This window comes from Brevibacterium antiquum CNRZ 918 (assembly GCF_900169145.1).
GTDB classification, from domain to species: Bacteria; Actinomycetota; Actinomycetes; order Actinomycetales; family Brevibacteriaceae; genus Brevibacterium; species Brevibacterium koreense.
This window is the reverse complement of sequence record NZ_FXZD01000005.1, coordinates 140833-163570: the sequence shown is the minus strand read 5'-3', so window position 1 is coordinate 163570 and position 22738 is coordinate 140833. Positions and strand designations below refer to the sequence as shown.

At 61.7% G+C, this 22738-nt stretch carries 25 protein-coding genes and 1 pseudogene; 15 read left to right on the top strand and 11 right to left on the bottom strand.

Annotated features, from left to right (window positions below):
* The first annotated feature begins 200 nt into the window (after positions 1 to 200).
* Positions 201 to 383 carry a hypothetical protein gene (locus BANT918_RS08995; protein WP_101619919.1) on the top strand — a complete coding sequence of 61 codons (183 nt, stop codon included), beginning with the start codon at positions 201 to 203 and terminating at the stop codon, positions 381 to 383.
* 889 nt (positions 384 to 1272) lie between these two features.
* On the opposite strand, the gene BANT918_RS08990 is transcribed toward BANT918_RS08995, so the two are convergent.
* Entirely contained in the window at positions 1273 to 1905 is a 633-nt protein-coding gene (locus BANT918_RS08990; protein WP_233430416.1) for a phosphatase PAP2 family protein, read from the bottom strand.
* A 257-nt stretch (positions 1906 to 2162) separates the two neighbouring features.
* Between BANT918_RS08990 and BANT918_RS08985 the strand changes: the two genes are divergently transcribed.
* Together BANT918_RS08985 and BANT918_RS08980 are read left to right on the top strand one after the other, a co-directional pair.
* Entirely contained in the window at positions 2163 to 3164 is a 1002-nt protein-coding gene (locus tag BANT918_RS08985) for an acetamidase/formamidase family protein (RefSeq protein WP_101619917.1), read from the top strand.
* A 32-nt stretch (positions 3165 to 3196) separates the two neighbouring features.
* Complete coding sequence (locus tag BANT918_RS08980; protein WP_101619916.1) at positions 3197 to 3955, top strand: SDR family NAD(P)-dependent oxidoreductase; 759 nt, start codon at positions 3197 to 3199, stop codon at positions 3953 to 3955.
* A gap of 15 nt (positions 3956 to 3970) precedes the next feature.
* Here the strand turns inward: BANT918_RS08980 and BANT918_RS08975 are convergent, their stop codons facing one another.
* The 3 genes from BANT918_RS08975 to BANT918_RS08965 are packed head-to-tail and all read right to left on the bottom strand — an operon-like array spanning position 3971 to position 5931.
* Complete coding sequence (locus BANT918_RS08975; protein ID WP_145996967.1) at positions 3971 to 4156, bottom strand: hypothetical protein; 186 nt, start codon at positions 4154 to 4156, stop codon at positions 3971 to 3973.
* Positions 4157 to 4208: 52 nt separating this feature from the next.
* Entirely contained in the window at positions 4209 to 5108 is a 900-nt protein-coding gene (locus tag BANT918_RS08970) for a PfkB family carbohydrate kinase (protein ID WP_101619914.1), read from the bottom strand.
* Positions 5109 to 5145: 37 nt separating this feature from the next.
* The gene (locus BANT918_RS08965; RefSeq protein ID WP_233429515.1) at positions 5146 to 5931 is read right to left on the bottom strand and encodes a GntR family transcriptional regulator; all 786 of its coding nucleotides are present in this window, start codon (positions 5929 to 5931) and stop codon (positions 5146 to 5148) included.
* An 81-nt stretch (positions 5932 to 6012) separates the two neighbouring features.
* Here BANT918_RS08965 and BANT918_RS17735 point away from each other — a divergent pair, with 81 nt between their 5' ends.
* Together BANT918_RS17735 and BANT918_RS17730 are read left to right on the top strand one after the other, a co-directional pair.
* Positions 6013 to 6783: a nucleoside hydrolase gene (locus BANT918_RS17735; protein ID WP_324761562.1), complete on the top strand. Its 771-nt coding sequence runs from the start codon at positions 6013 to 6015 to the stop codon at positions 6781 to 6783.
* On the top strand, positions 6759 to 7202 hold the full coding sequence (locus tag BANT918_RS17730) for a nucleoside hydrolase (protein WP_418904415.1): 444 nt from the start codon (positions 6759 to 6761) through the stop codon (positions 7200 to 7202). The genes BANT918_RS17735 and BANT918_RS17730 overlap by 25 nt, the downstream gene beginning before the upstream one ends.
* A 65-nt stretch (positions 7203 to 7267) precedes the next feature.
* Here BANT918_RS17730 and BANT918_RS08955 read toward each other — a convergent pair whose 3' ends face one another.
* The gene (locus BANT918_RS08955) at positions 7268 to 8257 is read right to left on the bottom strand and encodes a universal stress protein (RefSeq protein WP_101619913.1); all 990 of its coding nucleotides are present in this window, start codon (positions 8255 to 8257) and stop codon (positions 7268 to 7270) included.
* A gap of 575 nt (positions 8258 to 8832) precedes the next feature.
* On the opposite strand from BANT918_RS08955, the gene BANT918_RS08950 reads away from it, so the two are divergent.
* Positions 8833 to 9756: a DUF4190 domain-containing protein gene (locus BANT918_RS08950; RefSeq protein ID WP_233430415.1), complete on the top strand. Its 924-nt coding sequence runs from the start codon at positions 8833 to 8835 to the stop codon at positions 9754 to 9756.
* A gap of 69 nt (positions 9757 to 9825) precedes the next feature.
* A pseudogene (locus tag BANT918_RS08945) lies at positions 9826 to 10059 on the top strand (transposase); the annotation flags it as partial.
* 106 nt (positions 10060 to 10165) lie between these two features.
* Here the strand turns inward: BANT918_RS08945 and BANT918_RS08940 are convergent.
* From BANT918_RS08940 to BANT918_RS17225, 4 genes are all read right to left on the bottom strand, one after another.
* On the bottom strand, positions 10166 to 10954 hold the full coding sequence (locus tag BANT918_RS08940; RefSeq protein ID WP_101619912.1) for a fructosamine kinase family protein: 789 nt from the start codon (positions 10952 to 10954) through the stop codon (positions 10166 to 10168).
* A 29-nt stretch (positions 10955 to 10983) separates the two neighbouring features.
* On the bottom strand, positions 10984 to 12438 hold the full coding sequence (locus tag BANT918_RS08935; protein ID WP_101619911.1) for a dihydrolipoyl dehydrogenase family protein: 1455 nt from the start codon (positions 12436 to 12438) through the stop codon (positions 10984 to 10986).
* An 18-nt stretch (positions 12439 to 12456) separates the two neighbouring features.
* A complete protein-coding gene (locus tag BANT918_RS17725) occupies positions 12457 to 14037 on the bottom strand; it encodes a macrolide 2'-phosphotransferase (protein ID WP_233430414.1) in 1581 nt (526 codons plus the stop codon).
* Between the two features lie 151 nt (positions 14038 to 14188).
* Entirely contained in the window at positions 14189 to 15244 is a 1056-nt protein-coding gene (locus BANT918_RS17225) for a hypothetical protein (protein WP_145996966.1), read from the bottom strand.
* A gap of 76 nt (positions 15245 to 15320) precedes the next feature.
* On the opposite strand from BANT918_RS17225, the gene BANT918_RS17400 reads away from it, so the two are divergent.
* The 3 genes from BANT918_RS17400 to BANT918_RS08910 all read left to right on the top strand — a co-directional run bounded on the left by BANT918_RS17400 (position 15321) and on the right by BANT918_RS08910 (position 17508).
* Positions 15321 to 15464 (top strand): GPGG-motif small membrane protein, encoded by a 144-nt coding sequence (locus BANT918_RS17400; RefSeq protein WP_167389433.1) that lies wholly within the window; start codon positions 15321 to 15323, stop codon positions 15462 to 15464.
* Positions 15465 to 15627: 163 nt separating this feature from the next.
* A complete protein-coding gene (locus BANT918_RS08915; protein ID WP_101619909.1) occupies positions 15628 to 16131 on the top strand; it encodes a nuclear transport factor 2 family protein in 504 nt (167 codons plus the stop codon).
* Between the two features lie 120 nt (positions 16132 to 16251).
* Positions 16252 to 17508 carry a phospholipase D-like domain-containing protein gene (locus tag BANT918_RS08910; protein WP_101619908.1) on the top strand — a complete coding sequence of 419 codons (1257 nt, stop codon included), beginning with the start codon at positions 16252 to 16254 and terminating at the stop codon, positions 17506 to 17508.
* Positions 17509 to 17589: 81 nt separating this feature from the next.
* Here the strand turns inward: BANT918_RS08910 and BANT918_RS08905 are convergent, their stop codons facing one another.
* Positions 17590 to 17814, bottom strand: coding sequence for a hypothetical protein (locus BANT918_RS08905; protein ID WP_101619907.1), 225 nt, complete (start codon positions 17812 to 17814; stop codon positions 17590 to 17592).
* Positions 17811 to 18455 (bottom strand): RNA polymerase sigma factor, encoded by a 645-nt coding sequence (locus BANT918_RS08900; protein WP_208618060.1) that lies wholly within the window; start codon positions 18453 to 18455, stop codon positions 17811 to 17813. Before BANT918_RS08900 ends, BANT918_RS08905 begins: the two co-directional genes overlap by 4 nt.
* Before the next feature lie 275 nt (positions 18456 to 18730).
* Here BANT918_RS08900 and BANT918_RS08895 point away from each other — a divergent pair, with 275 nt between their 5' ends.
* From BANT918_RS08895 to BANT918_RS08875, 5 genes are all read left to right on the top strand, one after another.
* Positions 18731 to 19183 (top strand): hypothetical protein, encoded by a 453-nt coding sequence (locus BANT918_RS08895; RefSeq protein ID WP_101619905.1) that lies wholly within the window; start codon positions 18731 to 18733, stop codon positions 19181 to 19183.
* A gap of 145 nt (positions 19184 to 19328) precedes the next feature.
* Positions 19329 to 20321, top strand: coding sequence for a zinc-dependent alcohol dehydrogenase (locus tag BANT918_RS08890; RefSeq protein WP_145996964.1), 993 nt, complete (start codon positions 19329 to 19331; stop codon positions 20319 to 20321).
* A complete protein-coding gene (locus tag BANT918_RS08885; RefSeq protein ID WP_101619903.1) occupies positions 20322 to 20705 on the top strand; it encodes a 6-pyruvoyl trahydropterin synthase family protein in 384 nt (127 codons plus the stop codon). It begins immediately after the preceding gene.
* Complete coding sequence (locus BANT918_RS08880; protein WP_101619902.1) at positions 20702 to 21775, top strand: glycosyltransferase; 1074 nt, start codon at positions 20702 to 20704, stop codon at positions 21773 to 21775. Before BANT918_RS08885 ends, BANT918_RS08880 begins: the two co-directional genes overlap by 4 nt.
* Complete coding sequence (locus BANT918_RS08875) at positions 21772 to 22737, top strand: class I SAM-dependent methyltransferase (protein WP_101619901.1); 966 nt, start codon at positions 21772 to 21774, stop codon at positions 22735 to 22737. The genes BANT918_RS08880 and BANT918_RS08875 overlap by 4 nt, the downstream gene beginning before the upstream one ends.
* The last annotated feature ends 1 nt before the right edge of the window (position 22738 follow it).

Here is a 22738-nt window from a genome sequence, read left to right as displayed (position 1 = left end):
GGACGAGCTGGTGCTGGGCTTCGTCCTTGGGGCGTGTGGGTGTCAGCCGTTTGAGTTGGTTCGCGGTCGGGGCCGCAGTCGTAGCGATTGTGTCCGAAATGGTTCCCGAAAATCATGGGGTTGCCGTATCGGAAAGGTGATTGAGCGCGCATGATGGTGATAACAGGTTCGAGCACTGATATCCGAGAGGAGGTGCAGCCATGTCTGAGAATCATCAGCCAGAGAACGGGCAGGACGAGTCCTCAACCTCCCCCGCCGAGGCGACCGGCAGTTCCGTTCAACGGTCAGAAGCGGATCAGATTCGTTACGAGCACGACGACAAGATGGTCGACGAATGGGAAGACGAATCATTCCCCGCCAGCGACCCGCCGGGACGCTGCTGATCAGTTCACAGTTGAGCTGACGAGCGCGTCGCCGCAAAGGGCCGGGATATCGGCTTGCTGTGGTGGCGCGCTTTGTTGACGTTGGCCAAGGTCTACGGGGTGTCATCCGGTCTGTCTCACGCTCCGCGACACGGGCGTCGTCGGATCGCCGGATTCTCAGCGCTGATCACACCCAGGTTCCGTTCATTCCGGAGGCGAGCATTGTTCCCGGGCGAATGACTCTGTCAGCGGGCGTCTGCACTGAGGCTCGAGGAGCCAGCCAAACATCGGAGACCTCACAATGGGCGGCGATATTGAGTGGCGCCTTCGCTGGGGCAGTCATCACGGGCTCCAGCCGCATAGGTTCACCGACGGCGAGTACGCGGGATAAACGCCAGATCGCACCGGCAGCGAGTTGGGGCGTTGCTTGTCTTGCCTCATCGATGGAGAGCCACCCCAGAGATTCTTGTCCCAGGGCCCGAACATCCGTGGAACTGACGCAAAGGTTGTTGACACAAAAGGAATCCGCAGAAACAGCGCCTGCCCAGCTGCTCTCTTCCTATTTCTCCTCTAACCGGTACGGAACGTCACCCTGCATGACATCCATGGCGCATTCCTTTTCAAGCCAGGCAATCCGACGTCGAGTGGCACTGTTCAGGCGAATGGCACCGTCCAGGGCGATTGGTTGAACTCGTGTCACGACACGATCTGAATTGACGGGATGGGGAAGGTCTGGCCGACACAGTGAAATCGGGCTTCCCAGATAGTCGGAGCCGGACGGATTCTTCGCCAAGGCTCAGCAAAGATCGGTTTCTCTCCGAGCTGATGCCCATCGGTCGTCTGCCCGGTGGGTCTGTCCCGATGGGTGATCCCCAAGACCAGGAGGGGAATCATGCCGAACTGTGAAGGATCACGGTGATGTTGCGGCGAAGCTCTCCCTACGTTTCCACCGGTAGCGCGTACGAGTGTCGTACTGGGTCAGGATGCGCAGGAACAAGCCGCCCGCGATGAGGCCGCCGATGAGATCGGTGGCCCAGTGCCACCCGAGGAGGAATGAGACGACCACGGAGTTCACGCTGATCGCGATGACGACCCAGCACAGAACTCGTACGAGCCGCCGGGATGCGCCACTGTAGTTGGCGATGAGATAGACGGCCGCGCCGTAGATGAGGACCGCCTCGGCGGAGTGTCCGGAGGGAAAACTGATCCCACGGTCGCCGAGCTCGAGCAGACCCCCTTGGAAGAATCTCGGATCGTGCAGAGTCATCGCTGGCCGGGCGAGCAGAACCTTCAGTCCTCCGATGCCGATGAAGAAGGCCGCCTCGGTTGCCAGCGCAAATCCGATCGGGCGCCAGGACTGCCTCCTGTGCGCGAGCACAATAGCGACAACCGCCAACACCGGCGTACAGACCGCCTGCCCGGCAATGCGATCCAGAACATTCTGTGCGAACCACACCAAATCAGGGTCGAAGAGGTAGAGCCAACGTCGATTGAGTTGGTAGTCCCAGACCCGCACGGGTCCCGCGGCGATGATTGCCAACACGACGAATCCGAGTGCCAGTGCCCAAATTGAGGTTGCCCGATTAAGCCATCCCTGACTCTGAGCCTGTATTCGGCCACGAGCGGAGGGAAGGCCGGTCGGACCATCGGGCGCCATACGCGAATCGACAACCATCAAGGGTGAGTTTAGTCGCTTCGAGGTGTCGACGTGGAAACGGCTGAATCATGGGAGTTGAAATATCGACACAGCGTGCCGATCGGCACTATTGGCGTTATGACGTGTATCACGTAGCATCGAGTATGGCTGTTGTCGACTTTGTTCCCGAGCGAGACCAGTTCGTCTACACCTTTGGCGGTTCTCAACCTGTCGCCACGATCAAGCCTGGCACTGCCCTGCGGTTGTGGTCCGAGGATGCGTTCAACAATGCGATCACATCTGTCACTGATATCCCCAGCGAGAAGTTGGATCCCCGGTTCCTGAACCCGCAGACGGGACCGTTCTACGTCGAAGGAGCTGAACCAGGGGACACCCTGGCCATCCACATCGTCGATCTCACTCCCGCCCGCGGCTGGGGAGCCTCTGCGATGATCCCGTTCTTCGGCGGACTGACGGCAACGGACAGAACCAACCTCCTGCATGAGCCTCTGCCGGAAGGAGTCTGGATCTACGAGATCGATTCCGCCGCGCAGACAGTGGGATTTCAGACGTGCAGGGGCGACTTCGAACTGGCGCTGCCTCTCGAGCCCATGCTCGGCACCGTCGGCGTAGCGCCGGCAGGTGGAGAGGTGTATTCGTCGTTGACTCCCGAACGCTACGGCGGAAATATGGATACTCCGGAGATGAAGGTCGGCACGACTGCCTATTTCGGAGTCAACGTCGACGGCGCCATGTTCTCCATCGGCGACGGACACTACCGCCAGGGCGAGGGCGAAGCGTGCGGCACAGCTGTCGAGGGAGCGATGAACTCGACGATCATCGTCGACCTCATCAAGGGAGGCGGCCCAGCCTGGCCGCGGCTGGAGAACGACGGTCATTGGATGGTCGTCGGCTCCTCGAGACCGATGGAGGACTCGTGGAGAATCTCCCAGGTCGAAATGATCCGCTGGCTTCGCGAGCTCTACGGGTTGGAGACCATGGACGCCTATCAGCTGCTCACCCAGATCTCCCTCGTCCCGGTCGCCAATGTCGTCGACACCAACTACAGCGTCGTGACGAAGATCGCGAAGTCCCTCCTGCCTGAGCGCAGTGCGTTCGACGGGCTCCACGCGGACTTACGAGGGCGTGCACGTTCATTGGTTTAGCTCATGAGAGCAAAGAAGAAAGAAGGCGAGTTGTGGACTTAGGAATCAGCGGAAAGACGGCGATGGTCACCGGTGGTACACGCGGTATTGGGCGTGCCATAGTGGAAAGGTTCCTCGCAGAGGGTGCCCACGTTGCGTTCTGCGCCAGAAATGGCACGGAAGTCGCCGAGGCAGAAGAGGCTCTGGCCCGAGACGGAAAAGCTGTGGGCACGGTTCTGGATGTCAGCGATGCGACGTCTCTGTCGGCTTGGGTTGAGGCAACCGCCGCTGAGTTCGGCGGAATCGACATGGTCGTCAACAGTGTCAGTGCCTTGGCGATTCCGGATACAGAAGAGAACTGGTACGAGTCGTTCAATGTCGACATGATGGGCACAGTGCATCTGTCCAAACTCGCGATTCCGTATTTGGAGAAAAGCGAGGTCGCCTCGCTGGTCTCCATTTCGAGTGTCTCGGGTCGAGAAGCTGACTTCGCCTCCGGGCCCTATGGCACGATGAAGACCGCGATCATCGGCTACATGGCAGGGCTTGCGCTGAGCCTCGCGGACAAGAGAATCAGGGTCAATACCGTGTCGCCAGGCAACACGTATCACGAGGAAGGAGTCTGGCCAGGAATCGAATCGTCCAATCCTGAACTGTTCGCGCAAGCGATGGGTCTGAATCCCACTGGGCGTATGGGCACTCCAGAAGAGACAGCTGCGAGCGTCGTCTTCCTATCCAGCCCACTGTCGAGTCGAACCACTGGTGCGAACCTCTTGATCGATGGCGCATTGACCCGAGGAATTCAGTTCTGAATCTGTGCGGAACGCTCAGCCGTCATCGGGCTCGTCGTCTGGGACTTCGCCGTCGTTCTGCTTGACTACTTCTTCCTTGTCGTGATCCTCGCCGTGCTGCTGGCCCGGGTCATTGGCATGTACGACATCCGAAGTGGGAGCCGCTCCCGCCGCTTTGTCGAGGTTCTTGGTGGCTTTGCGCATCCCGTCTTCAAGCGGCATGATGTTCACCTTTCGCAATCACCTGTGAAGTGGCTCTCAGTCTACGCCCCGGCTATGGCCACATCACTTGGGGCAGGCGGGTTATGGAATATGCAGTGATCGATTTCAACTGCGGCTGGGCCTGTGCATCGGCGACGACCGCAGCGCCGACGGCATTCGCGGTGTGCAGGGCCTCTGTGTGGGAGGTACCAGAGCACAGTGCTATGGTCAGCGCGGCACAGAAGGCATCGCCGGCTCCCACTGTGCTCACAACCTCGGCGCTGAGCCCGGGGACGAAGGCGCTCTGCTCACCGTGGTGGAGAATCTCTGCTCCCTTCGCACCGTAGGTCACTGCTACCAAGGGCGCTTCACGCAGGTCCGGGTTGAGTGCGAACTCGGACTCATTGACGATGATGAGGTCGGCACGCTCGATGAGTTCCTGGGGCAGTCGAGCGGCCGGGGCGGCGTTGAGGGCGAAGAACCCGCGGCAGCGTCGTGCGGCTGCGATGACGGTGGCCAGCGGAATCTCCAGCTGAGCGAGCACAATCTCGTCCGCTCCGAAGTCCACACCATCGACGGTGACTGTGGCATTGGCTCCGTCGCAGACAGAGATCTGATTCTCCCCGGCGGCGTCGACCATGATCACAGCCGTACCGGTGGCCTCCGCCGAGGTTCCCACACCGCTGACGTCGACGCCTGCCCGCTGCAGGGAGGTAAGCATCGCCGTGCCGTCGGAGTCGTCGCCGACCGCTCCGATCATTCGTGTTCGTGCTCCCAAACGGGCAGCAGCGGCTGCCTGATTGGCGCCTTTTCCGCCGGCGCTTCGGGTGAGGGCGCCGCCGCTGACGGTCTCTCCGGCCTGCGGCAGCCGCTGAGAGGTTGCGGTGACGTCGATGTTGATGCTGCCGACGACGGCGAGGCTGACGGAGGAGGTCGGAGTCGGTTCTGGGCGTGTATCGGGAGTGGTGGTCACCGGGTGTCCTCTGTTTTCGGTCAGGATAGGGCAGATGTCATGCGGTGGGGCTCTGGATCACGGTGAGAGGCCCCACGATCGAGGAGATGATGCATTTTGCGAGGTAGACCCGAGCGGAATCGGCTTCGGCGACCTGGGTGAGGATGAGCACTGGATCGGTTTCGAGAAGGTTGAGCTGTTCGCCTCGAGACGCGCCGATGATGCTCGGTGTGATCTGGCAGCTGGCCATTGTGAGCACCGGGCCGCAGAGTTCTTGGATCCCGGCGAGCAGGGTGGCCTGTGCCTCTGCGGCACGAGGCAGGGCCGCGGAGATGAGGGGATGGGAATCGCTGAGGTACCTCCCCGCCGGCAGGTGCTCCTGGACGATGGCCACCGGTTCGCCGGCACGGTGCAGCACACTCTCGCGGAACCAGGCATTAGCCTCTGCTTCGAGGTTGAGGTGGTCGGAGACGAACTCCGTGTTCGGTTGGAGCAGCATTGGCGAGGCATCCACCGTGAGCGGTGACTGCTCACCGGCCAGTACGACTTCGAAGGGGCGCAGACCCTCGAGGCCCAGTCTGGGCGCCGAGGCGGTGACAAATCGCCCTACCCCTCGGCGAGTCCTGATCAGCCCGTCCTCCTCCAGGAGCATCAGTGCTTCGCGGATGACTGTGCGGCTGACTCTCAGCGCAGTCCCGATCTCCGTCTCGCGAGGCAGAGCGGAACCGACGGGGAAGGCTCCCGACCGGATACCCTGGGCGATGCGTGAGTAGACAGCGACTCGCATCGGCTGGCCTGCTGTTGTGCTCAGCGGTGTCGACAGCAGTGACTCGGCGTCGGTCATCGTCATTCCTTCGGTCGGGCGGGCTGCTGCGAGAGGTGAAGCGATCGGTCGGTTTCCGACCGATCGGAGCTGGTTGCCAGCATGTGCCTATTCAAACAAGAATACTGCGCAATATACATATCATACTCAAGAGGTATAACATCATACTTGAAAGCGAGCGGCCGTGTCCCACCTCTTGTGCTCTCAGGTCTTCACTCCGAGCGCGGGCCGAGCAATTGGGACCTGCAATCTGCGCCTCTCGATATTCGGTATTCGACGACACCCAAAGGACATGCTGTGACCACACCCATTTACTTAGACTGCGATACCGGGGTCGACGATGCCATGGCCCTCGGCCTGCTGCTTGCTTCTGCTGAGGTCGACCTCGTTGGCATCGGGGGCGTGCACGGCAACGTCAGCGCGGCTCAGGGAGTGGAGAACACACTGCGCCTGCTGTCTCTAGCAGGCCGTGATGATATCCCTGTGGCGGTTGGAGAGAATCAGCCTCTGTACGGTGATTTCGGCGGTGGAGTTCCCCATATCCACGGTTCCAACGGACTCGGCGGCATAGTTCTGCCCGCCGCCGAGGCGGCACCGGTGGAAGAAGATGCAGCCGACATGCTCCTGCGCCTCTCACACGAGTACGCGGGAAGCCTCGAAGTTATTGCGGTGGGGCCGTTGACCAACCTGGGCACTGCTCTGCAGCGAGATCCGTCGGTAGCCGGCCGGATCTCCTCGGTGACTCTCATGGGGGGGGGGGGGGGGGGGGGGGGGGGGGCCTCGCCCCCGGCACCACCCCACCCGCGGCGGGGGGGAGTATCGCCAACGACGCTGAGGCCGCGTTGGCTGTGGTCTCAGCACCTTGGTCGGTGACGATCGTACCGCTCGATGCCACAATGACCAATGTCTTCGAAGACTCCGATCGGCAGAAGCTGCTTGCCGCGGAGGCGATGTTCGTCCGCAGCCTCGGACAGATCCTCGACCCCTACTTCGACTACTACGTGGGCGAGTTCGGCCGGCGATGCTCTGCACTGCACGATCCTCTGGCTGTGGCGATCGCCATCGGAGCCATCGCACCAGGGAATGCGCCGCGAGTCCCGGTCACCGTCGATACCTCTGACGGTCCCGGGCGCGGACAGACGATCTGTGATCTGCGGGGCCAGAGAATGGGCCCGACGGACAAGGAGGGGGCAACTGTCCGCGTCGTCCTCGACGCACAGGACCAGCTCGGCCCCGTGCTCATCGACCACCTCCTGAGCTTCGGTCGCAAGCTCGTCGATGCCGGTCTCTGACTGACCGAGCTGAGGTTTCCCTGGTTTCCCTCTCGACCGCCTTCACAGTAGTAGTGGGCGTTTGACTACTGCTCGCGACTGTCGTCTTCCGCAGCGGTTGGGACAACCATGACCGGCCCTTCTGCGTGGTTGAGCACTCCCCGCGATATCGAACCCAGCAGTGCGCTCCTGACTGCGCCGCGGCCGCGAGTGCCTACGACAGTGAGAGCCGAGGCGCGAGTCTTGTCCTCGATGAGTGCAATGGGATCGCCGACAGTGACTTCGAGCGTGATGTCCAGCGAGTGGTGGTCATCGCGCAGCCAGGCGAGTCCCTCATCGATCGACTGCTGCAGATGAGCTCGGCGCTTTTCGATCGAGCCTTCGTCGGCGTGGATCTCGGGATACCAATACATCCATTCACCCAGGAGGGGCATGGCAGCGAAGACCTTCAGCGGTGCGCCGCGGTGTTCCGCCTGTTGCGCGGCTGCCAGCAGAACCAAGTGACTCTTGTCAGATCCATCAATTGCCGCGAGCACTGGGGAATCGCTCTGTGGTGATGTGAAGCGTTTGACTCCCTCTGCCTGCCCCGGTTCGTAGTCGCTGGGCACCACTATGGTGGGGCAGTGGGCATGCGCGGGCAACGCCGAGGCCACGGACCCCAGGATGCGGCCAAGAAATCCACCCCGGCCGCGGGCTCCTACGACGACGAGTTTGGCCCGGGTCGACAGATCGACGAGGGCACCGGTGGCATCTCCCTGCACGGTTGCGAAGCTCACCTTTCCGGGATATTCCTTCAGGTATTCGCGCGCCGCATCCAGTGTCTTCTCGGCGATTTCCTGCCTGAACTCGTCTTCGGGTTTGGCCGGCAGCGAGGCCATATTGGGATAGATCATCACCGGCACAGTGAACGCGGTGACAACTGTGAGCCCGACATTGCGGTTCATCGCCTCGACGGCTGCGAAGTGGAGTGCTGAAAGTGCGTGGTCGGAGCCGTCGAATCCGACCAAGATCTCGAGATCTCGCTCCGCGGAATCGAAGGGAGTGGTGATTTGAGTCGTGCCAGCGTCGCCATTCATTGCAAACCTCTCATCGGAGTTTCCCTATTTGCGACGAAGACGAAAGCCGTGGTGGTGACAATCGACCTCGTCACTACGATTATAGCAACTGTTGTACAAAATGTAGAACTGTTTCTCTTCTCATCGTCGACGCCTCGGCGAGGATCCTATTCTTCGGTGGCCTCACTGCAACTGACCGAACGCGGCTGCCAAAAAGGTGGGATTCCGGGCGCACAGAGGTGACTTCGCAGTGGCTCTGCCTCTGGGGGGTGCCCCTAAGTTTTCCGTCCAGGGAAGGCCGGGGGTCGTGCAGAAGATTTCATTTCGAGAACTTGAAGCTGAGTTGAGCACTCGGGAAGCTCCAGCGGTGTCGGGCTTCTTCGCGGGAGATTTGTCTGAACTCTATTCATTTCTGTGACTTACAACACATATTAAGGAAATATTAAGAACTTCGAACGTGGCCCAATGTTTCGGAGGGGTTCTAGTGGTAGTAACGGTTATGTAACCATTGGAGTAGTTGAGGTTCCTTGGGGGAATGTCAGTGTTTCCTGGAGGGTATTCTGGTAGAAATTTGAACTTCCTAGTACCGAGGTAGCATGAGCCAGAACTTTGACCCCAACAGCCGTCCGATACAGAGCCCGATCCAGGGGCAGCCTCAGGGTACTCAGTACCAGGAGCCCGACATGCAGGCCAATGCTCATCCGCAGTACAGCGATGCCAATGCATACGGCGAGGACGGGCAGTGGGCCGGTGGAAATTTCGCGCGCCCGACACGGAAGCGTCAGAAAAACGTGATGGGTATCGTCGCGTTCATACTCGCCGTCGTAGGGTTCATCTTCGGGTGCATTCCGGGCGCACTGATTTTGGGATGGATTCTTCTTCCAATTGCATTCCTTTTGGCGATCATTTCGTTTTTCCTGAAGGGTGGAAAGGGATTATCCATTGCGGCGTTAATCTTGTCTGTCGTTGGAACTATTGTGGCAATTCTTGTGTTCTTCTTTGTCGTTGCCTCTTCGTTCGACGATGCTTTCAGCGATGATGTGTCGGCGGAACCGCCAGCCGAAGAGGTTGTGGCTGAAGCTGGAGCCGAAGAAGGTACCCGAGAGAATCCGTACTCCATCGGCACTAAGATCAGCAGCGACGCCTGGGAGATGACGATTACAAACGTCACACTGGATGCTACTGACCAAGTCCTTGCAGAGAACGAGTTTAACGAGTCGCCGGATGCTGGCAACCAGTACATGATGATTGATGTCGAGATGACATATACAGGCGACGCACCCGATGGTGAAATGCCGATGGCTACCTTTGAATACGTGTCCGCTGGAGGAAATACCTTCGACGGTCTCGACGACATGGTGGTAGCGCCAAACGCTCTCGATACTTTGGAGAACATGTACAACGGTGCAACCACATCCGGGTCCATTGCCATCCAGATCCCTTCAGAGGATGCCGATGCCGGTGTTCTGGCAGTCAACCCCGACATGTTCGCTGACAAGGTTTATGTCGCAGTGAAGTAGGCAAAGTAGCAACTACCAAGCACTGAAGACAATGTGTTGGTGCGAGCGTCGCTAATGCGAGAGGGTCTGCCAACAGGGCTGGCGGAATTGAAACGGTTGGGTCGAACGTTGAAGCGACGAGCAGCCGACGTGTTGGTGTTCTTCACACGTCCGGGAACGTCGAACGGTCCAACCGCATCGATCAATGGTCGGCTCGAGCATCTGCGGGGATCGGCACTGGGGTTCCGCAATCTCACTCATTACATCGCGAGGTGCTTATTCGAATCCGGTGGATTCAGACCAACTAGTCCACAAGATCTATAGTGAAGAGCCAGAAAAGCTGGGATCTCGATGGGTGGAGCTGCTGGGCGTTTGACCGGGTTGCACAACGGGCTTCAGCAATATTCGTCAGATGCTGAGCTCAGGTGCCTCAGCCCTTCAAATCTGCAGCGCGATCTATGATCGACCGCGCCGCCGAGAGCGTCTGCCCGAGGAACCCCGCGCCGAACAGCCTTACGTGTGCCAGCAACGCGAAGAAACTGTGCACCGGCAGATCGTTTCTCCAACCGACCGGCATGGGGTTTGTCGCCTCATAGCCGGCGAAGATCTCCTCAAGGAACGGCGTCCCAAACAGCGCCAACATAGCGAGGTCCTCGAGACGATGCCCACCATGCGCGGCGGGGTCGATCAGCGTGCAGCCAGCTGGCGTCCACATAAGGTTTCCGGCCCAGAGATCCCCGTGAACTCGGGCAGGATTCTCACCTCCTGTGCCTGAAATGCCCTCAAATGCGCCGTCGGCGAGGGCCCGGATCGCACTGGTGATCGTCTCCCGATGGTCCTGCGACAGGTGATCGGCAAGCGCCGTGGCCATCGGTTCCAACCGTGTCTCCACCCAGAACTCGGTGAACGAAGAACACGAGGCGACTTCTACCTCGAACGGAGACCCCAGCGGACCGAACCAGGCTGGTTCCGCAGGTGCCCAACCAAATGCGGAAGCACCGGAGTTATGCAGTAGTGCAAGTTGGCGACCGAATCCGAACGCCAAGTGCGCATTCGGTGCCGACTCTTCTATGTAGTCCAGTCGCAGGCTGCCGTTGTCATGATCGATTGCACTGACGACGGGAACAACATCTGGTTCGGCCAGCCATCGGAGACCGGCAGCCTCGGCCGCGAAGAATCCGCGTGGGGCGTCGGCGCGCTCTTTGACGTAGTCTCGCATGCTTCCAGCCTAGTCGGAGAGGATCCAGATCAAGTGGGGAGGGGAATCCGCAACCGCCTCGGCAACCCCTCCAGCAGCGGCAGCCACAGTTCCGAGGCCGCCGGGAAACTCGGCACCGCTTGCCGCAGGACATGCACGGGCAGATCGCCGACGATTGCCACCGTGGCCGGGTGGATCAGTTCGGCCGCCTCCGGGCCGACGAACGTGGCACCGAGGAGCAATCCGGTGCGGGCATCGACCACGATCTGTGCCGTTCCCTCGGCGTCATCGCGCAGCAGCGAGGTTCCGGCGCTGCTGGCAAACGGCAGGTGGGAGATCTCGACCTGGTGGCCGCCCTTGCGGGCTTCTGCCTCGGTCATTCCCACCGAGGCGACCTGCGGATCGCTGTAGACGACCTGGGGGACCGGCACGTTCCCTGGGATCTCCTCGGCGTCTTCCCCGAGTGCCCGGGACCGGATCTGTGCGCCGACGACTCGTGCACGATACTTGCCCCAATGAGTCACGGGCGCCTCGCCGCTGGCATCTCCGATCGCATAGAGCCACTCCGGCATCGTGCCCGCTGTGATGTCATTGCTGGTCAGTCCGAGACTCTCCAGCCCCAGATCGTCGAGGCGTGGCTTTCGCCCCGTCGCGACCAGGATCTCGTCGGCTTCGAAGGCGGATTCCCCGTCCGGGCCGTTGGTCTGGATCGTGACTTCTCCGCCATGGATACGGCCGAGGCCCGTGTCTTCGCCACTTTGTCGGCTGCAGTCGGTGACCTCGGTTCTCAGATCGATTCTGACCCCTGCTCTGTCAAGCGCCTCGGTGACGTGGTGGCCGGCGAACGGTTCGTGTCCGGCCAGAAGGCCACCGCCGCGCACGAGCATTCGCACCCGTGTACCCAGTGCGGCCATCCACGTCGCAGCCTCCACCGCGACGACACCGCCACCGACGATGATCAACGACTCCGGGATCTCCTGAACACCAGTTGCATCGCGGGATGACCAGGGCGAGACATCGGCAAACGTCGACGGCACGGACGGCTGGGACCCGGTGGCGATGATCACCGCTTGTCGTGCCTGCACGAGCACGGGCTTGGGGCCGTTGACGAGGACCTGTCGTTCTCCGATGAGCTGTGCGTGACCGCGTTCGACTCGCAGCCCGGCAGCCTGTGCCCATTCGACCTGACCGGTGTCGTCGTAGTGTGAGACCCATTCGTCACGTCTGTTCAAAAGCGCTCGCCGGTCGACCGTGGCGCCGGTCAGCCCGTCCAGATGCTGAGTCGCGTGGGCGAGTTCGATGGGTCGCAGCATCGTCTTGGACGGGATGCAGGCGTAATATGAGCACTCACCTCCCAGTAGCTCCTCTTCGACGATGACCGCTTCGAGGCCGGAGTCCTCGGTTGCGTATTGGGCTGCGTTCTCACCGACCGGTCCACCACCGAGGACGATGACATCGGTGGTCACGGTCTCCGCGTTATCGGGGACGAGATTGTTCGCACTCATATCTGACCTGCGCTTCCATTATTTGCTGGGATTGAGCTGAGCCTTCGCTGCCTCAATATGGTCGGCATCACCGGTCTGCAGTGCGTAGAGCCCCAGCTCGACCGGAGAGGTTGAGAACAGTTCGCCGCAGTGCGCGGCGAACTTCGGCCATACCTGGCCGCCGTTCTCCACATAGCGCCGGATAGTCGCGTCAAATGCTTCGGCCGAGACGCTGGCATGGTGGAACATGAAATCCCTGGCCGGGTCGCCGACGGCCGCCGTCGTCCAGTCGAGGATGCTGAGGTTCTTAGGTCCGTCCATAAGCTGGTGTGCCGGATACACCTCTCCGTGGGTGACCGTCGTGAACTTGGGCCAATAGCTGTCATCGTCGAGCCACGCATTCCACCGTTCACGCAGACTCTGCTCCACATCAAACTCGGCCACGACGCGAGCGATGTCATCGCGTTTGTGCGCTTTCACCTCGGCGGGGGAATACTCGGCGATCCCCGAGGAGCGAACGATCGACGGATCAACGCTGTGCAGTTCCGCGAGGAAATCACCAAGAGACTCGGCATACTCCGCGGCTTCGACATCGAAGTGCCACTGTGGCTGTCCCTGCTCATCGATCGTCAGTCCAGGCTCACCCGGAAGTAGAGGATAGGCGATGAGGTATTCGGTGTGGATCTGCCAATCGGGGACGGCGACGCTCAGGTGGGGTGCAATATTTCGGAGGAATCGTCCTTCAACGGTGGCACGGTCGGTGACGTCCGGGCGGCGGGGAATCCGCAACACCCAGGACTGACCGTCGACCGCCTTGGCGATGGCGACTTGGAAGTCGAGTCCCAGCTCATTGACGATGATGGTCTTGGGATCGATGTCGAGACCATGCGACTCCGCAAGCTCGCGGATGGTCGTAGTCTCAGAATTCGTGGTTGGCATGTGGCCGCCTTTCCGGAAGGGGCTCGATCCGTGGGGGTCTGCAGTCAGTCTAGGACTGTGGTGGCAGTCTTCGACAGGGGCAATTGGCAGCCGGCTGAGCAGGACTGCGCCGAAGAGCAGTTCCCACACCACGATCGAATACATTCCGATGACGACGCTGAGGACACCGGTCAGGCTACTGCGGCGCATGAGGCGGTTGCGGCGGCGCCTCAGGAGGAAGATGCCGATGCGAATTGCCGTCAGGTGCCCGCCGAAGAAGGCGAGAAACGCGCCGAGGAGGTGGACCCAGCCGAGGCTGTTGTTCTGCGCTCCGCCGTTGACCACGGCAATGAGCGCCATTCCCAGGGCCTGGGTGATCGCGCGGGTGATGATCGGCACTGGCAAGGGCACCCTTGGTCTGCGTGTCATATATATGGCCGCCGACGCGAACAGGAGACCGTGGACGAGGAAGGCGATGTTCATGACCACATGCAGGGTCGAATCAATGGCCCGATCACCCAGCATCTCGACATCGGGCACGCCGAGACCGCTGATGTCATTCATCGCATATGAGTAGTGAGGGAACGCAGATGCGGCAAGGGCCTCGGCGAGGAGATAGACCATGCTGGCGAGAATCCAGCAGATCGCTGCTCTGGCGGTCGACCCGGGTGTCGCGGACGCTTCAGACCGAATCTCTGGCATGCCGCAGATACTAGAAGGACGAAAGGTGCAATAAAAGGGTCCGTTGGTGCCAAAGTGCACTCGACACACCGAAGTTGTTACTGTTCATGCGCTTGTCAGAGGTGACATGCCGTGCAACTATGAAATTAACCTGTTGATCGGGTCCACATGATCAATGAGAACCGAATAGACAGCAAGGAGAGAGCGCATGAGTACAACTACCATCATCTGGATAGTCGTAGCGATCGTCGTAGTTCTGATTGTCGTCGGCATCATCATCGCGGTCAGCCGAAAGGCCGCGGCTAAGAAGCGCGAACACCAGCGCAAGGAGGCCGCCCGGATCCGGCAGGAAACCGCCGCAAACCAGCATGAAGTCCATGCTCGGGAAGCGGACGCCGAACACCGCAAGGCCGAAGCGAAGAAGGCCGACGCCGACGCTGAAGTTCAGGCTGCAGAAGCCAAGCGCAAGGCCGCCGAGGCCGAGAAGCTGGACGCCGACGCCGCTGAACGCGATCGTCGGGCCAAGGAGACGCGTCTTGAGCACGAACGCAAGCTCAAGCACGCCGATGAGCTCGATCCTGACGTGGACGCGCATGGCAATCGGAAGCCGGCTCCCGGAGCGGTTGCCGGAGACGGTCATGCAGCGGACAAACACCATCGTGATCACGACCCTCGGGTTGCCGATGATCGTCGGGTAGCCGATGACCGTCGAGTTGCCGACGAGCGTCGGGTTGCTGACGAGCGTCAGGTTGCCGACGAGCGTCCTGTCGCCGACGCACGTCCGGTAGCAGACGAACGTCACGCTGCCGATGACTCTCGCATTGCTGACGATCCTCGCGTTGCTGACGATCGTCGTCCCGCTGACGATCGTCGTCCGGCTCACGATCCTCGCGTCGATGACCGAGGACCTGTCGCCGACCAGCAGCCCGTCGCCAACGATCCTCGGGTCGCCGACCAGCGTCAGGCGCCTGTCGATCATGATCCGCGTGTTGCGGACAACGGGGCAGGCCGTGAGCCTGTCGAACACAGTGATCGCCCTGTCGTCGACGATAACCGACCGGTGGCGGACAACAACCGTCCGGTCGAGGACGACTACCGTATGGGCGGCAACCGTCCAGTCGCGGATGACCCACGAGCCGCTGAGAATGATCCTCGGTTCACCGACCAAAGTTACGATCCACGTGCCGCAGAGGGCAGGAACTTCGAAGACCCGGACACTCCGCGGCACTGAGAGTTCCTCAGACCCCGACAGGCAAACAGTCCTGTTGGTGCAACACCAAGTGTGAAACAGAAGGGACAAGACAATGGCTACTATCCTTTGGATCATTGCCGCGCTGCTCGTCATTTCGGGCATCTTCGCGATCTTCCGCAAGCAGATCCTGTGGGGCGTCGTCCTCATCGTCGTCGGCTGTCTCGTCGGCCCAGGCGGAGTGAGCATCTTCACCTGACCTGCTGAAGCACCACTGCGGCGCCTCAACCCAAATAAGGGTTGGGGCGCCGCAGTGCTTCTGCGGCCGGAAGTTTCGGGCCAGACGAGTCCACTGCCGATGACGACGCTCAGGGCTACAGTGATTGAAGAACACCACTTCGCCAGGACTGAGAGGGATCAAAATGTCAGAGTCTGAGCCAGCAGCAGAGTCAGCATCAGAGGCGCCGGCAGAGGCCCGCCCGCCCTTCCCGCCGTTCACCGCCGAGACCGCCGCGCAGAAAGTGCAGGGGGCGGAGGATGCGTGGAACACCCGCGACCCGCAGAAGGTCGCGCTGGCGTACACACCCGATTCGGTGTGGCGCAACCGCGATGAGTTCGTGACCGGCCGGGAGGAGATCGTGGCATTCCTGACCCGCAAGTGGGAGCGCGAATGCGACTACGTCCTGCGCAAGAGCCTGTGGTCGTTCACCGATGACCGCATCGCTGTGCGCTTCCAGTACGAATGGCATGATGCCGACGAGCAGTGGTGGCGCAGCTACGGCAACGAACTGTGGGAATTCACCGACATCGGTCTCATGGCGCGCAGGGAGGCCAGCATCAACGATGTCCCCATCGCCGAGGCGGATCGACGAATACTTGGACCCCGCCCTCCCGAGGAGCGCGGGGTCGACTTCGACCTGCGTTAGGCGAGGGTTGTCCCTGATTCCGAGCGGAAGTTGATCGATTCGGCAATACTTCCTCCATATCACCCGTGATCGGTGAAATCGTCGTGGCCAGATCGGTTCCAGACGCTAAAGTGATTCGCTATGGGATTCAATCCGCTGAAGAAGAAGCACGGCTTTGAGAGACTCCGCAATATCGCGCCCCTGGTCGCTGCCGGGGCCGCCGCGCTGATTCCGGCCACTATCGGAGCATCGATGGTCATCGATCTGCTGCAGAAGCGCGACCGCGAGCAGAGGGAGGCTCCGCGACCGGGCATCTTCCACTCGAGCGTCGAAGGCTCCCAGCTGAGCATCTTCACCGACGGTGAGACCCTGTATGAGGACATGCTCGAGGTGATCGGCTCCGCAACGGAGTCGATTCAGATGGAGACCTTCATCTGGAAGAACGACGAGATGGGTCAGAGGTTCGTCGACGCCTTCAATGCCGCAGCGCAGCGCGGCGTCGACATCCACCTCATCTACGACGGGTTCGCCAACCTGACCATCCCGCGCTCGTTCTACGCCCAGCTGGATGATCGCATCAAGGTTCTGCGCCTGTCGACCGTGGCGAGGAAGTTCTGGAAGGGCCCACTGCGCTATTCCGGGCTCAATCATTCGAAGATCCTCGTCATCGACAACGATGTGGCCTATGTGGGCGGTTTCAACATCGGCTCGCTCTACGCCCGGCACTGGCGAGACACCCACCTCAAAGTGACTGGACCCGGCACCTGGGGACTGCGCCATTCCATCTGCCAGGTGTGGAACGAATACCACGACGCCGATGAGCAGATCGCGTGGGTCGCACCCTCAGCGTGGGAGTCGAAGATCCGGGTCTCAGCCAATCAGCCGATCCAGCTGATCTATCCGATCCGGTCCATGTATCTCAACGCCTTCGAACGCGCACAGGATCGCATCTGGCTCACTACTCCGTACTTCATTCCTGACCAGCAGCTTCTCAAATCTCTGATGGAGGCAGCCGAACGCGGCGTCGATGTCAGAGTCATGGTGCCGCAGGAATCCAACCACATCCTCGGCGACTATCTGTCTCGGGGGTTCTTCGAGCAGATGGTGCGCTCGAAGGTCACAGTTCTTCTGTACACGGCATCGATGATCCACGCGAAGATCGCCACGGTTGACGGGAAGTGGTCGACAGTGGGCACCGCGAACATCGACCGTCTCTCCCTGACCTTCAACTACGAGACCAACGTCGAGGTCATCGACAGCGATTTCGCTGCGGAGATGGAGAAGACGTTCCTCGCTGACGCCGAGCACAGCCAGGAGCTCGGACCGGATTGGCTGGACCGCCATCAGCTGACCCAGGCCGCGGAATGGGTGCTGCGGCCCATGCGTCCGTTCCTCTGATGCGGTAGTCCTCCGACCGGTGTGGGCGCGGCCCTCCTGTGGCTGGTCCTCGCGCTCATCCCGATCAAGACAGCAGAGCGGTCAGGACAGCAGCGCAGTCAGGGTTCGGGCCTCCTCGGCGCACACCTCGCATCCGGACAGGTGCACGTCCATGAGTTCGTCCTGATACGTCGGATCGGCGAGTCTGTGCTCGACGTACTCGTCGATGCGGGCGAAGCAGTCGTCGCAGGACAGATACGGGTCCGTGTCCTTGAGCAGCTTGTCGACCACGTCCGGCGACAGCGGCTGATTGGTGGGGTCGGTCATGATGGTGTCCTTCCGGATCGTGCGTCGAGGTGGCCGGAGGCGATGAGTGCCTCGCACAGTCGCTTCCTCGCATCATGGACATTCTTGTACAGCGCGTTTCGGGTGGTGTCCATCCGCTCGGCCAGAACGTCGATGGGAACGTCATCGATGAGCAGTGCGATGACGACCTGCCGCTGATGTGACATCAGTGCCGAGGCGATCGCCTCCTGAACTGCCTGTCGCAGGTCACCGCCTTCGGCGATGCTGGCCGGGGAGTGTTCCGGATCGATGAGCGGCAGGGTCTCTGACAGTGCGACCTCATGGTGTCGCCACGCCTGCCGCCGGATTGCGACGCCGGCGTGCAGGATTCCGAACTTGTACACCCAGGTGCTGAACCTGCTGCGCCCTTCGAACGTGTCGATCTTGCGCAGCACCGCCAGGTGCGCATCATCGGCGGCCTGCTGAGCCAGATCGTCGAGGTCGGTCGTCCCCGCCCCCGGCAGTTGGTGGCGCAGGCGCCACACCTGTAAGCGCGTGGCCTTGAGCAGCAGTTCGTGCAGTTGTCGCTGCGCGTCGAGTCCGACAGAACCACCGGCGCCGAGGTGGTGGTGCCAGTTGTCCTCGCGCATTTCGTCACCGCCGGAGACGGGGAGATCACTCACGATCGTCATTGTGCCACCACCATGTCGGGTTGAGAAGGGCAGAGCTTCGAGGAGCATTGCTCAGCGGAGACATGCTCAGGCGGGTCCTGCTGAGAGAAGTCATCCGACGCTGTGCTGAAACGGTCATACTCCGTGAGTGTCAGCCGGTGCGGTCGGTCTTACCGGGAGTGGGAAGACAATTCTCATTTGGGATCGGGGTAAGAACCTCTTGAGGATGCGACACGAACAGGGCAAAGAATGCCATCAGGCGATCTCGACCCTGAAAGGACGCGATCATGTCACACAATCTCGCCACCCCCGCAGCCACACCTGCCCCGATGGGCACCGGCTCGACTGCTCTGAGATCACACCTCGGCTCGGATCGAGCCTTCTTCCTGCTGCGCACGGTCTTCACCGTGGCCCCGATCCTCTTCGGCCTCGACAAGTTCTTCGGACTGCTGACCAACTGGGATCACTACCTTGCACCGTGGATCGACGGAATCCTGCCCGGTACGGCTCATCAGGCAATGTTTGCCATCGGCATCATCGAGATCATCGCCGGACTCGCCGTGGCCATCGCACCGAAGTTCGGATCGCTGCTCGTCGTCGCCTGGCTGGCCGGCATCATCATCGACCTCGTCTCGATGGGAACGTACTTCGACATCGCCCTGCGCGACTTTGGACTGCTCGTCGGTGCACTTGCCCTGGCTGCACTCGCCTTCGACCGGCCCAAGCGCGTGCATGCCTGAGCTTCGTCGCAAGAATGACGATCGTGGGCAAGCCCCGTCGCTGATGCGGCGGGGCTTGCCCTCAACCAGGTGGGGTATGAGCGGCCGACGCAGCAGTCGAATGCTGCCCGCTACCCGAACTCACCTGCGCTGTTAGAATGCACGTATGGCTTGGCAGTACTGGACCGAGGCCCACCGACAGGGATGTTGGAGGCAGGTGACGACCCCTCACGCAGGAGCCGGCGCAGAACGAATGATGCGGGTCCGCACGACCGCCTCGGCGGTATCGAAGGGCACCGAAGCCCTCGTTCACACCGGTCGAGTGCCGACGCGGATCGCCGAACTCATGCGCGCACCGCACCAATTGGGTGACTTTCCCTTTCCTGTCTCCTACGGATATCTCGCTGTCGGTGTTGTCGATGAAGGACCGGCCGAGTGGCTCGGGACCCGTGTCTTCGGACTGCTGCCCCACCACAGTCACCATCTGGTCACCCCCGACGACGTCGAACCGATCCCTGAGGCAATCTCTGACCATCGGGCCCTGCTGGCCGGCGCCGCGGAAACCGGGCTCAACATTCTTTGGCAGTCCCCGCCGCGCTACGGTGACAGGGTGGCGATCATCGGTGCGGGCATGATCGGAACCGCCACCGCGCTGCTGGCGTCGCACCTTCGCCTCGAGCGCCTCGAAATCATCGACACGAACCCCGAACGGCGTGCCCTACTCACCGGTTTGGGCCTGACCGCACTCGCCCCTGAGGATGCAGGCGACGACTGTGACATCGTCATCCACACCTCGGGGAACGAAAGCGGGTTGGCGCGGGCCCTCGAGATCACCGGCGATGACGGGACCGTCGTCGAAGCCTCGTGGTACGGCGAGACGAGCCCCACCGTGGCCCTCGGTGCCGACTTCCACGCCAGGCGCCTGTCGATCGTCGCCAGCCAAGTGGGCCAGGTCCCCGCCGGGCACCGCGCGCGGAGGACTCGAAGCCAACGACTGCGCGCCGCACTCTCCGCACTCCACGATGACCGGTTCGACGCCCTCATCACCGGGACGTCCCGGTGGCAGGACCTGCCGCAGCTGATGGACGAACTCAGCAGCGACACCACGACAGCCGCAGAGACTCTGTGCCACGTGTTCGACTACGAAGAAGGAACCTGAATGTTCAGCCTCAGCGTCAACGATCACGTCATGATCGCCCACAGCCTGCCAGACGAATTCTTCGGGCCTGCTCAGGCTCTCCACGGTGCCACACTCGCCGTCGAAGCCACGTTCACTTCGGACCAGCTCGACGAGCATTCGGTCGTCCTCGACATCGGGCAGGCTCTGCAGATGCTCGACGATGCCCTGGCACCGCTGCAGTATGCCAACCTCGATGAGCATCCCGATTTCGCCGGACGCTTCTCGACGAGCGAAGCGATCGCCGAGCACATCGGCACCAGCCTGTCCGTCTCCCTCGCTGATCGTCCCGACATCGGGATCTCGGTCCACCTTCGCGAGAACCCTCGAGCCGCGGTGTCCTACACTGTTGTGAATCGGCCGTGAACTTCACCCTCATCGAACCCGAGCTCGGGCGCATCAGCGGGGGACTGCGCTTCAACGCCGAGCTCTGTGCCGCATCAGGAGGCAGACTCGAACGCATCGTCGCTCCCGGTGCCTGGCCCGAGCCGTCGGACGACGACGTGTGCAGGCTGCGCCAGCTGGTTGCCGAGTGCCAATCGGGTTCACACGGTGAGCCGAATGCGCAGAGCCGCCCGGTTCTCATCGACGGGCTCATCGGGTGCAGTCTGTCCACGTCACTGCCGGGCCCGATCGTGATGCTCCAGCATTCGCTTGCACAGACACCCGCGTCCGAGCACCGTGAAGCCCAGCACCTGCGAGCAGCATCAGCAGTGGTGACTCCGAGTGCCTTCGCCGCCGCCGAGGTGACCCGGAGATATGGCATCACCGCCGAGGTGGCCCAGCCCGGAACGCACAGACGTCCCGTGACCCAGCCCGACCCGTCTCCATCTCCGTTGCCGTCTCAGTCCGCAGTCGGAGCAGCAGGCAGCGGTGACTCCTGTGGCCAGCGTGCGGCTCACTTCATCTGCCTCGGTGCGATGGAGGACAACAAGAACCAGCTGTTTCTCAGCTGCGTGCTCCAGGAGCTGCGACGGCGGGGTGTCACCGGCTGGCGCTGCACCTTGGCCGGCCCCATCACCGACACCGCTTACGCGCAGGACGTTGATGACGCGCTGGAGGGCCTGGCATCCGTCGAGCGTGTGGGTGAGCTCGACAAAGACGCTGTCGACGACCTCTACCGCCACGCGGACCTGCTTCTCCTGCCTTCGAAGGCAGAGAGCTTCGGAATGGTCGTGCGAGAAGCCGCGGCCGCGGCCATTCCCTCTTTCGTCACTGCGGGCACCGGGGCACAGGAAGCACTTGGCGCCGGTCGTGGCCTGGCTCTCGACGTCTCAACGTGGGCAGACTCGCTGGAACGGTGGTTGGGCGACGAAGCTCACCGAGCCGAACTCGCGGCGAAGGCTCTTGCCGCCCGTGAGTCTGCGATGCACGAGTGGGCTGAAACGGCGCGCACCGTGCTTGCCGTCCTGGATAGTGTGGAAGGAGTCTCATGACTGCAGCAGAGCCGGGGTGGCTGGACCTGAGGGTGCCCGTTGACGATGCCGCCAGAGAGTATGCGTTCCCGCTCCTCGACGAGGCGGCCAGTGCGCTGTCGAACCGCTCGCTGACAGCCGGCCCAGAACGACCGCTCGTAGCCATCGACATCGGGGCCGGGACCGGCAACTCCATGCGGTGGTTCGATGCCCATCTCACCCAGCGACTGCACGGACGTCGGGTGCAGTGGGTGCTCGTCGATGCCGATGAATCCGCACTCGAGATCGCTGCTGACAGATTCGGCACTCCTGTGCACACAGTGGCGGCCCCGATCTCCTCTCTGCCGGACATCGCAGCCGAGGCGCTGGCTGAGGTGTTTGTGAAGGCACCCACTGTGTCGCCGCATCCGTGCGATCTCCTCATCACCGGCAGCGCTCTGCTCGACGTGCTCACTCGTGATGACATGGCGGCCATCGTCGACACTCTGCAGCGCTTCTCCGGAATCGGAATCTTCCTGCTCAGCATCTCGGGCCAATGGCATCTCAGCCCGCCCCATGCAGACGACAGCGTCATCGACGAGGCGTTCGCCCGCCACCAGCGACGCGAATCACGGCTCGGCACACAGGCAGCGCCGGCGCTGGAGGCGGCGGCAGACGGTATCGGTGCACGAGTGGAAACCTCCGCCAGTCCCTGGCACCTCGAAGCACCACGAGACTCGGAGTTCCTCACGCGATTCCTCACCGAACGCGTCGATGCCGCCATCGAGGAAGACCCCGACCTGCGCGAGGTGGGTCGCACGTGGCTGCAGGAACGGCTGAAGCAGATCGAGTCGCGGCCGGACGGTCAGGCAGGTCGGCCGGACGGTCAGGCTGCTGGGCTCAGCGTCGTCGTCGACCACACTGATCTGCTCATCGACGCTGCAGGCAACCGTGGCCGAACAGCCGACCAGCAAGCTCAGACGTCCGGCGAGCCGAAGCAATGAC